Source organism: Stappia sp. BW2 (assembly GCF_008107695.1).
In the GTDB taxonomy this organism is placed as follows: domain Bacteria; phylum Pseudomonadota; class Alphaproteobacteria; order Rhizobiales; family Stappiaceae; genus Roseibium.
Genome location: NZ_VIRG01000066.1, coordinates 1,381,055 through 1,394,102, shown reverse-complemented (window position 1 = coordinate 1,394,102; position 13,048 = coordinate 1,381,055). Strand labels below are relative to the sequence as shown.

Here is a 13,048-nt window from a genome sequence, read left to right as displayed (position 1 = left end):
CGAACCAAAGCTGGACGGAATGACAACGCCCCAACAGAGCGCGAACACAGCCCCGGGGCCGATCTGGGCCCTGTTGAGTCCCATCGGCCGTATGGGCCGGGAGCCATATTGGTTATGTTTCCTGATCAGCTGGGTCGTGTTCGGCATCGCCCTTCGGATCTGGTGGCTTTCCTCCGCTGAAACGCCGACAGCAGATTCCTTGATGTCCGGCGACTATATCGGCACAAACCCGCTGTTCCCTGTGCTGTTTTTCGTGCTGCAGTGGGTTGAACTGGCGCTGGTCATCAAGCGCTTGCAGGATATCGGCCAGAGCGGTTTCCTCGGACTGTTGATCTTCGTACCGATCCTGAACGTGATCATGCTGATCTTTCTCGGGGTTGTGCCCAGTCAGAACCAGCCGAACCGCCATGGCCCGATGCCCAACAGTTACTGGCGCAAGCGCTGAGCGCGCGTGAGCCCCGCATAAGACGAACCTAAAGAGACTGCTTCATGCCCACTTCCGCCGTCGCCATCGCACAGGACCTGATCCGTTGCCCGTCCGTGACCCCAGCCGAAGGTGGCGCCCTGGCCTCGCTGGAAGCGTTGCTCGGCAAGGCGGGTTTCGATGTCTCGCGGGTTACCTTCCAGGATGAGGACACGCCTGACGTGGAGAACCTGTTTGCCTCCATCGGCAGCGGTGCTCCGCATTTCGTCTTTGCAGGCCACACGGATGTGGTTCCGGCCGGCACCGAGAGTGACTGGCGTCATGGCCCCTTCGAGGGGATGATCGACGATGGTGTGCTGTACGGCCGCGGTGCGGTCGACATGAAAGGCGGCATTGCTGCCTTTGCGGCGGCAGCGCTCGACTATGTCGCGGAAAAAGGCCCGGATTTCGGCGGGACGATTTCCTTTCTCATTACCGGTGACGAGGAAGGTCCGGCGGTCAACGGCACCGTCAAGCTGCTGCAATGGGCCAAAGAACAAGGGCATGTATTCGATGCCTGCATTGTCGGTGAGCCGACCAATCCGGACAAACTCGGCGATGCCATCAAAGTCGGCCGGCGTGGATCGCTGTCCGGCACGATCACCGTTCGCGGTGTTCAGGGGCACGTCGCCTATCCGCATCTGGCCGACAATCCGATCCCGGGCCTTCTCCGTCTTTTGGTCGCGCTTGACGCGCTGGAACTGGACAAGGGCAACGAGCGCTTTCAGCCGTCCAATCTGGAGATCGTCTCCGTCGATGTCGGCAATCCTGCTTCCAACGTCATTCCGGCCCGCGCAGAGGCCCGTTTCAACATTCGCTACAACGACGAATGGACGCTTGAAAGCCTCAAGGCCCGTATCACGGAGACACTGGAAGGTGTGGATCTGGGAAAACGCGCGCTCGATCTGGAATTCAAGCGCGATGCCAGCGAATCCTTCCTGACACGAGACGACGTTCTGATCGAAGCCCTGAGCAAGGCGGTGGAAGCGGAAACCGGCCGCGCTCCGGAGCTTTCGACAGGTGGGGGAACGTCTGACGCCCGCTTCATCAAGAACTACTGCCCGGTTGTCGAATTCGGCCTTGTCGGTCAGACAATGCACAAGGTTGACGAATGTGTCGCGGTCGATGACCTTGACCGGCTCGCCGCAATCTACAAGAAATTCCTTTTCAGCTATTTTTCTGGAGCAGACGGGAATTGATCAGCAAGGTCGAAATTCGCGCGGCACTGGACGGTTCCTGGCTGCTTTTGCGCAATCGCCCTGAAGGAATGGCGTTCTTCGACCAGTCCGTGCAGGGCTTCTGGCGCTCGTTTTCCGTCATCTTTCTGCTGTTGCCGGTCTATGTGGTCAGCTGCCTTGCGGAAAAGCGGCTGTTTTTCGCCGAGAACCTCTATCATCCGGATGCCTTTCCCGATGGCAGTTACTGGTTCGCCCAGTTCCTGGGCATGGGCGTCGACTGGCTGGCGCTGCCGCTGCTGCTGGCACTGCTGGCCTCACCGCTCGGCATTTCGCACCGCTATGTGCCGTTCATCGTGGTGCGCAACTGGACCAGCCTGCTGGCCTCGGTGCCCTATATTTTCACTTACATCCTGTTTCTTCTGGACCTTATCTCGCCCGGCATTGTCGTGCTGTTGTCGCTGACCTGCCTCGTCGCCGTCATCTGGTACCGTTACCAGGTCGCCCGCATTGTGCTTCAGACGACCGTCAGCCTGACCATCGGTGTGGTCGTTCTGGATGTGTTGCTGACGCTCGTGATCTCTCAGGCCGTCGGGTTTTTGTGGGGCGCATGAAAAACCCCGCCGGGTGAGGACGGGGCTTTTCGGACTTCGGGTGACGGAGTGCCCGCGGCACTCCGTTCTTTGCGTCAGTCGCGCAGAAGTTCGTTGATACCGGTCTTCGAACGGGTCTTTTCATCGACCGTTTTCACGATAACAGCGCAGTAAAGGTTGGGTGCGGTTTCACCGTTGCCCATCGTCTTGGCGCTCGGCATGGAGCCTGCAACAACCACGGAGTACGGCGGCACTTCGCCGTAGGTGATCTCGCCGGTCGCGCGGTTGACGATCTTGGTGGACTGGCCGATGAAGACGCCCATGCCGAGCACGGACCCTTCGCGCACGATGCAGCCTTCCACCACTTCGGAACGCGCTCCGATGAAGCAATTGTCTTCGATGATCACCGGGCCGGCCTGGAGCGGTTCCAGAACGCCGCCGATGCCAACGCCGCCGGACAGGTGAACGTTCTTGCCGATCTGGGCACAGGAGCCGACCGTTGCCCATGTGTCGACCATCGTGCCTTCGTCAACATAGGCACCGAGGTTGACGAACGACGGCATCAGGACAACGCCCTTGCCGATAAAGGCCGAACGGCGAACGATGCAGTTCGGCACGGCGCGGAAGCCGGCATTTTCGAAATCCATGCCGCGCCAGCCGTCGAATTTGGACGGCACCTTGTCCCACCAGGTCGCATCGCCGGGACCACCCTTGATGATGTCCATCGGGTTCAGTCGGAATGACAGCAGTACGGCTTTCTTCGCCCACTGATTGACTGTCCACTCGCCGTCTTTCTTTTCGGCAACACGCAACTGGCCCCGGTCGAGCAGGTTCAGTGTTTCCTCGACTGCGTCCCGGATCTCGCCGGTGGTTGTCGTGTCGATCGCGGCACGGTCTTCGAAGGCGGCGTCGATAGTCTTGGACAGGGAAGCGAGATCGTGGGTCATCATACAGATGGTCTCCGGGCGTTAACAAATCTGGCGCGGACCTAAGCCGCCCGGCAAGGTGCTGTCAAGCACCGGAGGGTCTGCAGATGTCCTGTTGCCGTCAAACGAAAGGGCGGGATGCGCGCCGCGCGAGTCTCGAAATCTACGCAGCCTCGGTTCCAATGTTGAGAAAAGATAAAATATTGATTGCGGTTACGGCAGTTTAAAGCGGAGCCTAAATCTCTAATGTGAAATCACTTCAACAAACCCTGAAAGAGTTCTCCTCGTGGAATTATGGATCCCGATCACCATTGCAGCGGCGTTCTGCCAAAACCTGCGCACGGCCCTTCAAAAACATCTGAAGGGTCAGCTTGGGACCACCGGGGCAACATTCGTTCGGTTCGGCTACGGTGTGCCGTTTGCGATTGCTTATGCCGTGGTGCTGCACACCGTGTTCAAGTTTCCGCTGCCTGCGCCCACGCCGACGCTCCTGGTGGCCGGTGCTCTGGGCGGGTTGGCGCAGATCCTGGGAACGTTTCTGCTGATCCATCTGTTCTCCTTCCGCAATTTTGCGGTCGGGACGGCCTATTCCAAGACAGAACCGATCCAGGCAGCTCTCTTCGGCTTTGTGGTTCTTGGCGAACACATTTCCCTGGTGGCCGGGCTGTTCATTCTGGTCGGAGTGGCCGGCGTGGTTGTGATTTCTCTCGCCCGGGTTCCATTGACACTTTCTGCCGTCCGTCACTCGCTGATCGGTCGACCTGCGCTGATCGGCCTTGCGTCGGCCGCTTTCTTCGGAGCGTCCGCCGTCGCTTACCGCACGGCCTCTTTGTCACTTGAAGGAACAGGTGTTCCGATGCAGGCCGCCTACGCGCTCGTCTATGCCACCTCCTTCCAGACAATCGTCATGGCGGTCTGGATGGTGCTGCGCGAGCCCGACCAACTGCGGGCAAGCGTTCGCGCCTGGCGGGCTGCCGTCTGGGTCGGGGCTAGCGGTGTTGCGGGATCTGTCGGCTGGTTCACCGCCATGACACTGCAAAATGTTGCCTATGTGCGCGCTCTCGCTCAGGTCGAGCTGGTCTTCACCTTTCTGGTTTCATGGCTGGTGTTCAAGGAGGCGATTGCCCGCTCCGAAATATTCGGCTGCGTTCTCATCGTCGCGGCGGTTTTAGGGATAATCCTGCTGCGGTAGCACGGCGCGTCGAGACGCAATGCCGAACGGCAAATTTCTTCCGTCAAACTGTAAGGTGCTCTTTAGGTATTTGTTTTGGTTTTGAAGTTATTCTCGCTCGAAAGCCAGGACTGCGATGTCCCCATCTGTCGCATGTTAAGATTTCTCGACCTTACGAGATGAGATGCCGAAGTCATTTTTTCCCAAAATTGAAGCCAGGCAGTTTCTGACACGACCCAGCGTGGCCAGTATTTCGGCGATGGCCATAGCCATTGCGGTTATCGCTTCGGCGGGAATATTCTGGGAAGTCCAGAAGCGGTCCGTTCATCTGCAACATGCTCGTGCGAATGTTGCCGAACAACTGGGTGTTGTTCGTGCCCGCCTGGAAGGCAACATCAACGGCAATCTACAGCTCGTCCGTGGCCTGGTTGCGCTGATCGCAACCCAGCCGGACATCGACCAGAACCAGTTTGGCCGCATTGCCAGCAGCCTCATCGGCAAACATTCGCAGCTCCGCAATGTTTCGGGCGCACCTGATCTTGTCATCAGGCTGATGCACCCGATGGAGGGGAACGTAAAGGCACTTGGCCTCGATTACCGGAAAAACGTGCCGCAGCGGGATACAGCCCTGCGGGCTGTCAATTCCGGTGAGATGGTGCTGGCAGGTCCGGTCAATCTGCTGCAGGGCGGTACGGGCTTTATCGCGCGCTTTCCTGTTTTCACGACGACCGAAGACGGCACACGGCGCCTGTGGGGTCTCGTGGCTGCTGTGGTCGATGCTGACCGTCTCTACGCGGACAGCGGGCTGCTTGATCCGGCCCTGCCGGTTGAAGTCGCCATTCTGGGCCGCGACGCCAACAGGACGGACAAGACCGTTTTCTTCGGCGACGAGACGATCATGGAGCAGGAGCCGGTATTGTCGGATGTCATCCTGCCGACCGGCCGCTGGCAGATCGCCGCAGTCCCGCGCGGTGGCTGGTCGGCGATGCCCGCCAGCACCTGGAGGGTACGGCTGCTGACTGTGGCCGGTGGGCTTCTTGTTTTGCTACCGATCTTCATTGCGGGGCAGCTCTACGACCAGCGGCGCGGGCATATTCGCGAACTCAAGCGCCGACAGGTCCAGATGGAAGGCCTGTCCAAACGCCTGAAGTTGGCGCTTGATACCTCCAAGATCGGTATCTGGGAACTCAACATGGAGACCGGTGCGCTGGCGTGGGACAGCCGCATGCGGGAACTCTACGATATCCCGGAAGGTCACGACACGTCGAAATACGACGTCTGGGTCGACCGTCTGCATCCTGAGGATCTGGAACGCGCCGAACAGGAGTACCGGGAGGCGATCGAAACCGGCGGGACCTACCAATCGGACTTCCGGGTCGTTCTTCGAGACGGGTCCATTCGCTGGATCCGTGCCATCGGCGCGATCCATAAGAATACCCGTGGCCAGCGATACATTCTCGGCGTCAATTGGGACGTCTCCCGGGATATTCAGCTCAAGACCCGCTTGCTGAAAGCCAAGCAGAATGCCGAGGACCGGAACCGCGAACTGGAAGATGCCCGGGCGCTGATGGAGCACTATTCTCTCCACGACAGTCTGACAGGGCTTCCGAACCGGCGGTTTCTGGACCAGGAGCTTCTGGATGAAGAAGCCCCGCAAAAACCGACGGCGCTCCTGCATATCGATCTGGATCGTTTCAAGCAAATCAACGATACACTGGGTCATGCTGCCGGCGACGCGATGCTCACGCACGCGGCCTCGGTATTGAAGGAAAACGTCAGCGCCAGCGACTTTGTCGCCCGCATTGGCGGCGACGAATTTGTCATCGCCATCACCGAACCGGCAGATGAAGCAAGCCTGGCTGCCCGGGCGGACAGGATCATCGCGCAGATGCGCCGACCGGTTCCGTTCGAAAATCACCAGTGCCGCTTTGGCGTGTCCATCGGCATCGCCATGGCCGATACGACGTTGAGTGACTACGGCCGGCATTTGCTGGTCGATGCGGACATTGCCCTCTACCGGGCCAAGAGCAACGGTCGCAACCGGTACGAATTCTTCTCCGACACGCTGAAGTCGGAAATCGTGCACAACAAGAACGTCGCCGATGACATTCTCTTTGCACTGGAGCGTCAGGAGTTCCTGCCTTACTTCCAGCCACAGTTCGACGCCAGAACGCTGGCCATCACCGGCGTCGAGGCGCTGGCGCGCTGGAACCACCCGACCGAGGGTGTTCTGACACCGGACAGATTTCTGAAAACGGCCGACGAACTCAACGTGGTCCATCTGATCGACCGGCTCATCCTCGAACAGACGCTGTGGCAGTCCACACGCTGGAAAGCGGCCGGGATCGATATTCCGAAAATGTCGGTCAATGTTTCAGCGAGCAGGCTGAACGACGTCCAGCTCGTTCAGAGCCTCGAAGGGCTTGCCTTTGAACCGGGGTCGCTGTCCTTCGAACTTCTGGAATCCATCTTCCTGGACGAAAAGAATGATCTCATCGAGGCCAACTTCGACCACTTGAGGGAGATGGGCGTCGATATCGAGATCGACGACTTCGGCACCGGCTACGCTTCCATCGTCAGCCTCATTCACCTGCGTCCGAAACGGCTGAAGATCGACCGCCAGCTCGTCATTCCCATCACCCATTCGCAAAGCCAGCGCCGCCTCGTCGCATCGATCATCGAAATCGGTCAGTCGCTCGGCATCAAAGTTGTCGCCGAGGGGGTGGAATCCATGCAGCATGCCAGGATCCTGCGTGACCTGGGCTGCGACACCCTGCAGGGCTATGCCTTTGCACCGGCAATGCCCTCCGAGAGACTGATGCAGTTCGTCCGCGAAGAACGGTGGCGCGAGGCGTCCTGAGACGCTCCGCCCATATTCGTTGAAGGCCGCCCAGTTCACCACTCGGCGAGGCTTCCGTCTTCGTGACGCCAGATCGGGTTGCGCCAGCGATGACCTTCCCTGGCCCGCTCGATGACATACGCCTCGTTCACCTCGACGCCAAGACCTGGCCCCTGGGGGATCGCGGCAAAACCGTCCGCATAGGCGAAGACTTCTGCATTGGTGATGTAGTCCAGCAGGTCGTTGGACTGGTTGTAGTGGATGCCGAGGCTCTGTTCCTGGATGAAGGCATTGTAGGACACCGCATCGATCTGAAGACAGGCCGCAAGGGCAATGGGCCCAAGCGGGCAATGGGGCGCAAGCGCAACGTCATAGGCCTCGGCCATGGCCGCGATCTTGCGGCATTCCGTGATCCCGCCCGCGTGAGACAGATCCGGCTGGATGATGTCCACATAGCCGTCGGACAGAACCGACTTGAAGTCCCAGCGGGAATAGAGCCTTTCGCCGAGGGCAATCGGTGTCGACGTGTGATTGACGATGTCCCGAAGAGCTTCCCGGTTCTCCGAAAGCACCGGCTCTTCAATGAACATCAACTTGTACGGGTCGAGTTCCCGGGCCAGCACCTTGGCCATGGGCTTGTGCACCCGCCCGTGGAAGTCCACCGCAATGCCGATGTCCGGACCTACGGCCTCGCGCACGCTCGCGATGGCCTCCACGGCCCTGTCCAGCCGCGCATTGCTGTCGACGATCTGCAGCTCGGCACAGCCGTTCATTTTCAGCGCCTTGAATCCGCGTTCAACCACTTGTCTGGCATTGTCCGCAAGCTCGGAAGGCCTGTCGCCTCCGATCCAGGAATAGACCTTGATCCTGTCGCGCACCTGCCCGCCGAGGAGAGAGTGAACCGGTTGCCCAAGGGCCTTTCCCTTGATGTCCCACAAGGCCTGATCGATCCCGGCAAGGGCGCTCATGTGAATGGCGCCGCCCCTGTAGAAACCGCCGCGATATAGCACAGTCCAATGGTCTTCGATCAGGAAGGGATCCTTGCCGATCAGATAGTCGGCAAGCTCATGCACGGCTGCTTCCGTGGTCATGGCGCGGCCTTCGACGACGGGTTCGCCCCAGCCGGTGACGCCCTCATCGGTCTCTATCTTCAGGAACAGCCAGCGCGGCGGCACGGTATAGGTCGTGAATTTGGTGATCTTCATTTTGATAAGCTTCCGACGAATGCCTCTTCATGAACGCCGCATGCCTGACGGTCGACGGTGGCCTCAGTGTCCAGCAGCACCCGGCCTGAGGCGGGGACTTCTTCAAAAAATCGGGCTTGACCTTGACACTAACGTCAACCGGCTAACACCGGCCTGGCGCGCATTGCGCAGGTGTTATTTCAGGAAAGCAAGCCAAGATGAATAAACGAACAAACTGGCAGGGCAAGGTCGCCATCGTGACTGGCGGAAGCTCTGGGATCGGAGAGGCGACCGCGTTGGCATTGACCAGGCAGGGCGCGAATGTGGTCATCACGGGGCGTGATGCTGCAAAGCTTGCCGGTGTTGCAGGCAAGAGTGCGGCGATCGAGGCCGTGCAAGTCGACAGCGCCGATCCAGCCGGCAGCCGACGTGCCGTCGAGGTGGCAATGGGCCGATGGGGCCGTCTGGACCTTGTCGTCAACAATGCAGGCGCGGGCAGACCGCTGCCTATCGAGGCCTATGATTCCGAGACGCTTTCGCAAATCTGTGCGGTGAACATCGTTACGCCATCCCTTCTGTTAAAGGAAGCCCAATCGGCCTTGCGGGACAGCAAGGGGGCAGTCGTCAACATCGGAACCGCAGTCTCGCAGAATGCGGCGCCGGGTCTGGCGCATTATGCGGCCACCAAGGCGGCGCTTGAGCATCTGACACGCTCCTGGGCCATTGAGCTGGCCGGTGACGGAGTACGGGTGAATGCCGTCTCTCCCGGCCCTGTGAAGAGCGGCGCGCTCACTGGCATGATGGGTCTGCCGCCGGAAGTCGCGCAAACCATCGAGGAAACCGAAGCAGCACAGGTTCCTCTGGGGCGGCGCGGACTGACCTCCGATCTAGTTCCATGGATCCTGCAGCTCGGCAGTTCTGATAACGAGTGGCTGACCGCACAGGTGATCACGATTGATGGTGGCTGGTCGCTCCGCGGCCAGGGCGTTTGAGGGTCTCCCGTCAAACACCAAATCAGTGGGCACCCTCCTCTTGATGCCGAGGATGTCCTTCGCCACCTGAGGATCTGGTCCGAGTGTTCCTGAAAAAACAGGGATTGACCCTGACACTAGCGTCAAGGTGCTAGACCGGCGAGGAAAGGGGTCGACATGCAGATCAAGGAAGCAGCCGAACGGCTTGGCATTACGGAACGGATGCTGCGCCACTATGAAAAGTCGGGCCTAATGGAAACCCGTCGCTCGGAAAACGGTTATCGCAGCTACAGCGCCGCGGACCTTCGCCGGGCCGGCCGGATTCGCGATTTCATCGCCACGGGTTTTTCAACGCGAGAAATTCGTGCGATGGCCGCATGTCTCTCCGACGAAGGGGCCGGGCCTTGCGAGGGCGGTATTCCGCAGCTCCTGAAAAAGCTCGAGCACATCGACCGGCTCACCGCCGATCTTGAAGCCAAACGGAAAGCCATTCTCGACCGTCTGGCCGTATTGGAGGACGTTTCCCCGGTCCGGACAGAGGAAAAGGTCGACGCACAAGCTCGGGGAGGCACCTCTCTATCAGGCCGTGGTCCTAGCGCGTCCGGTGGGCACCATACCGATCTTGAGCCTCATGCAAGCGGGCGCTGACCGGCGATCTTGCCCCTTTTTGAAACTCGCCTCACCCACTGAAGAACTTCGTCATTGACATCAGCTGATTTTCGTCACAGATTTCTGTCATGACAGAAATTACCGACAAGGCCGATCCGTCGGCAAAAGAACAATTCATCCTCTATTGGGGGGATATGGGCAGCCAGTGGAGCGTCAACCGCTCGGTGGCGCAGATCCACGCCTTGCTGTTTCTTAGCCCGGCCCCCATGAACGCGGAGCAGATTTCCGAGGAACTGGGCATCGCGCGGTCGAATGTCTCCAACTCCCTGAAGGAGCTGGTCGGATGGCGGTTGATCCAGCGGGTGCCGGTGGCCGGTGACCGCCGGGAGCATTTCGTGGCTGAAACCGACGTCTGGGAAATGGCCCTGCTGATAGCGAAGGGGCGCAAGGAACGGGAGATCGATCCGGCGATCCGTGCCATTGATATCTGCGTGCGCCAGGCGGAAAAGGAGAAGGCGCTGGATCCTGTTGCGCTGGAGCGGATGCAGCAGATGCATCAGTTTCTGACGACGGCCGACCGCTGGTCGGAGCAGATGTTGAGCGTACCGAAGTCCAAACTCTCCAGCTTGATGAAGATGGGCGACAAGGTTCTCTCGCTGCTCAAGATCGGCGGCAAGAAGGACTGACCAGCAGGGCCTCTTGCCCTCTGTACGTTCAGCCCGCGGCGCGTCTGGGGAGGTAACGCGGACGCACCGGGCAACGATACACCGACCGGGTGAGACGCCATGAGGCCTGCCACCCGGTTTCACGTTCAAAATTTTTTGCGAACTTATTTCTCTTTATACAGAAATAACCGATACAACGGGAGGGATTGGAAATGCGAAACGCAAGTGCCGCTCTGGAGAGACCTGCAGCTGGTGACTACCGATTTCGCGATCTCCTGGGAGAAGCAGCCTGGCACCGGCTGCCTGCCGCGGTTCGCCGCCGGTTCGGCAAACGTCTGAGCGGCGGGGCCAGTGTTGTCTATCAGGGTCTGGTCGTGTCCATGCGGATGAACCTTGCCGGTGCCATTCTGGCGCAGCTCGCGCGGCTCGTCGGTGGTCCACTTCCCTATGACAGATCCTCGCTCAATCAGCCGGCTGTTGTTTCCGTCACCGAGGATATTGCCAGCGATGGCCAGTTCTGGATCCGCCAATACGGGCGTGCCTCGGGCTTTCCTCAGGTGATCTACAGCTCCAAACGGTTCGAAGGCCCGACGGGTATCGAGGAATACATCGGTGCCGGCATCGGCATGGCTCTGCGCGTGAGCGCCCTTGCCGATGGTCTCATTTTCGAGAGCGATCACTATTTCCTGCAAGCCGGACAGTGGCGGCTGCGGTTGCCCGCCTGGCTCCGGCCGGGCTCCCTGACGATCACCCATCGGGACCTCGGTCAGGACCGTTTTCTGTTCACCCTTTCCCTCAAGAGCGGCGTTTTCGGCGAACTGGTTCACCAGGACGCGCTCTTTCATGACATGGAGACTTGATCATGGATAATCCCGTTCTCTGGACGTTGATCTCCATCCAGATAGTCATGGGCGCATTCGATACGCTCGTGCACCACGAAGGCAGCGAGCGTCTGGCATGGCGCGCGTCGCAGAAAACCGAACTACGACTGCACGGTGTGCGCAATTTCTTCTATGCGGTGATCTTCCTCTGCTTTGGCTGGGTGGAGCCGCATGGGGTCTTCACTGTTCTATTGACCACGATCCTTGTTGCAGAAGTGCTGATCACGCTTTGGGATTTTGTCGAGGAAGACATGACCCGCAAGCTGCCCTGGACCGAGCGGATCAATCACACGCTGCTCGCGTTGAACTATGGCGCGATCCTGGCTCTGGCCGCGCCGGTGCTCTGGCACTGGTCGTTCCTGCCAAGCGCGCTGATCCCCGTCAGCTATGGCTGGTGGAGTGTGCTTGCCACCGTGTCTGCGCTCGGGGTGGGTCTCTTCAGTGCACGGGATCTGTTTGCCGCCGCACGCAGCGACAGGCTCGCCCGGCCTGACCCGGCGGGCCTGGTCGCGGCCCTGCCGCCGCGCCGGCATATCCTTGTCACGGGTGGCACCGGGTTCATTGGTCAGCGGCTGGTGGAGGCCCTGGTCTCAGGTGGCCATTTCGTCACGGTTCTGACCCGCGATCTCGGCAAGGCCGAGGACCTGGCTCATCCCGTCCGCGTCATTACCGGTCTCGACCAGATCCACAACGCCGACCGTATCGATGCCATCGTCAATCTGGCCGGCGATCCGATCGCGAACGAATTGTGGACGAGCCGAAAACGTGCCCGGATCATCAACTCACGCGTTGAGATGACCGAAGCACTAAAGGCTCTGGTCAGGCGTCTCGACAACAAGCCGGCCTGCCTGATCAACGGTTCGGCCATCGGCTGGTACGGTCTGCACGACGATGAAACCCTGACCGAAGAGGCCTCATTCAAGCCTGCCTTCGTTCATGACGTCTGCGCGCGCTGGGAACAGGCCGCTCGCCCGCTGGAGCAGGACGGTCTGCGTGTCGTTCTTTTGCGGATCGGCCTTGTCCTGGGTGTCGAGGGCGGCATTCTGGCAAAGCTGCTGACGCCGTTCGAATTTGGCGGCGGCGGCGCGATGGGGTCCGGTCGCCAGTGGATGTCGTGGATCGAGCGGGACGATCTCGTCCGCATCATTGCCCGTGCGGTGGCCGATGAAACCCTGACCGGCCCCGTCAACGCCACGGCACCTGTGCCGGTCCGAAATGCAGACTTCACCAAGGCTCTGGCCAAGGCGCTTCACCGTCCCGCATTCCTGCGCCTGCCTGCCTGGCTCTTGTCGACGGCACTCGGCGATATGGGCCGGGAGACGATGCTGGCCGGGCAGCGCGTCGTGCCGGCAAAACTGGTCGCCGCAGGCTTCAGGTTTCGCCACCCGGAACTAGCCCCAATGCTGCAGGTGATCACGGGCGCGAAGGAGGGGGCAACGCGCGGCGCAGAACAAAAGGTCCGGTCATTGGCTTGAGCGGGTGCGACGTGACCATGGGACTACGAGCTGCGATCAACAGGGGCTGCCGACAGACACCGGCCGCCCCTTTTCCACGTTCCCCTCTCCATCGTC

The 13,048-nt window shown here is 60.1% G+C and carries 12 protein-coding genes and 1 pseudogene; 11 read left to right on the top strand and 2 right to left on the bottom strand.

What is annotated here, in order from left to right; translation table 11 throughout:
* The first annotated feature begins 19 nt into the window (after nt 1–19).
* From FMN63_RS17885 to FMN63_RS17875, 3 genes are read left to right on the top strand one after another with little or no spacing between them, the layout of a single operon-like run.
* Complete coding sequence (locus FMN63_RS17885; RefSeq protein ID WP_209001160.1) at nt 20–445, top strand: DUF805 domain-containing protein; 426 nt, start codon at nt 20–22, stop codon at nt 443–445.
* A 44-nt stretch (nt 446–489) separates the two neighbouring features.
* Nucleotides 490–1,662 carry a succinyl-diaminopimelate desuccinylase gene (gene dapE / locus FMN63_RS17880; protein ID WP_148585444.1) on the top strand — a complete coding sequence of 391 codons (1,173 nt, stop codon included), beginning with the start codon at nt 490–492 and terminating at the stop codon, nt 1,660–1,662.
* Complete coding sequence (locus FMN63_RS17875; protein ID WP_148585443.1) at nt 1,659–2,252, top strand: hypothetical protein; 594 nt, start codon at nt 1,659–1,661, stop codon at nt 2,250–2,252. The genes dapE and FMN63_RS17875 overlap by 4 nt, the downstream gene beginning before the upstream one ends.
* 74 nt (nt 2,253–2,326) lie before the next feature.
* Here the strand turns inward: FMN63_RS17875 and dapD are convergent, their stop codons facing one another.
* On the bottom strand, nt 2,327–3,181 hold the full coding sequence (gene dapD, locus FMN63_RS17870; RefSeq protein ID WP_148585442.1) for a 2,3,4,5-tetrahydropyridine-2,6-dicarboxylate N-succinyltransferase: 855 nt from the start codon (nt 3,179–3,181) through the stop codon (nt 2,327–2,329).
* A gap of 262 nt (nt 3,182–3,443) precedes the next feature.
* Here dapD and FMN63_RS17865 point away from each other — a divergent pair, with 262 nt between their 5' ends.
* A complete protein-coding gene (locus FMN63_RS17865) occupies nt 3,444–4,349 on the top strand; it encodes an EamA family transporter (RefSeq protein ID WP_148585441.1) in 906 nt (301 codons plus the stop codon).
* 163 nt (nt 4,350–4,512) lie between these two features.
* A complete protein-coding gene (locus FMN63_RS17860) occupies nt 4,513–7,188 on the top strand; it encodes a bifunctional diguanylate cyclase/phosphodiesterase (protein ID WP_148585440.1) in 2,676 nt (891 codons plus the stop codon).
* 35 nt (nt 7,189–7,223) lie between these two features.
* On the opposite strand, the gene dgoD is transcribed toward FMN63_RS17860, so the two are convergent.
* Nucleotides 7,224–8,372 carry a galactonate dehydratase gene (gene dgoD / locus FMN63_RS17855; RefSeq protein WP_148585439.1) on the bottom strand — a complete coding sequence of 383 codons (1,149 nt, stop codon included), beginning with the start codon at nt 8,370–8,372 and terminating at the stop codon, nt 7,224–7,226.
* 11 nt (nt 8,373–8,383) lie between these two features.
* On the opposite strand from dgoD, the pseudogene FMN63_RS29735 reads away from it, so the two are divergent.
* From FMN63_RS29735 to FMN63_RS17825, 6 genes and pseudogenes are all read left to right on the top strand, one after another.
* Nucleotides 8,384–8,461, top strand: a pseudogene (locus tag FMN63_RS29735) (SDR family oxidoreductase); the annotation flags it as partial.
* 108 nt (nt 8,462–8,569) lie between these two features.
* On the top strand, nt 8,570–9,343 hold the full coding sequence (locus FMN63_RS17845) for an SDR family NAD(P)-dependent oxidoreductase (protein ID WP_148585438.1): 774 nt from the start codon (nt 8,570–8,572) through the stop codon (nt 9,341–9,343).
* A 156-nt stretch (nt 9,344–9,499) separates the two neighbouring features.
* Complete coding sequence (locus FMN63_RS17840) at nt 9,500–9,970, top strand: MerR family transcriptional regulator (protein WP_148585437.1); 471 nt, start codon at nt 9,500–9,502, stop codon at nt 9,968–9,970.
* A gap of 89 nt (nt 9,971–10,059) precedes the next feature.
* The gene (locus tag FMN63_RS17835; protein WP_148585436.1) at nt 10,060–10,617 is read left to right on the top strand and encodes a GbsR/MarR family transcriptional regulator; all 558 of its coding nucleotides are present in this window, start codon (nt 10,060–10,062) and stop codon (nt 10,615–10,617) included.
* Nucleotides 10,618–10,808: 191 nt separating this feature from the next.
* Nucleotides 10,809–11,456 carry a DUF4166 domain-containing protein gene (locus FMN63_RS17830; RefSeq protein WP_148585435.1) on the top strand — a complete coding sequence of 216 codons (648 nt, stop codon included), beginning with the start codon at nt 10,809–10,811 and terminating at the stop codon, nt 11,454–11,456.
* A gap of 2 nt (nt 11,457–11,458) precedes the next feature.
* Nucleotides 11,459–12,952 carry a TIGR01777 family oxidoreductase gene (locus FMN63_RS17825; RefSeq protein WP_162530066.1) on the top strand — a complete coding sequence of 498 codons (1,494 nt, stop codon included), beginning with the start codon at nt 11,459–11,461 and terminating at the stop codon, nt 12,950–12,952.
* The last annotated feature ends 96 nt before the right edge of the window (nt 12,953–13,048 follow it).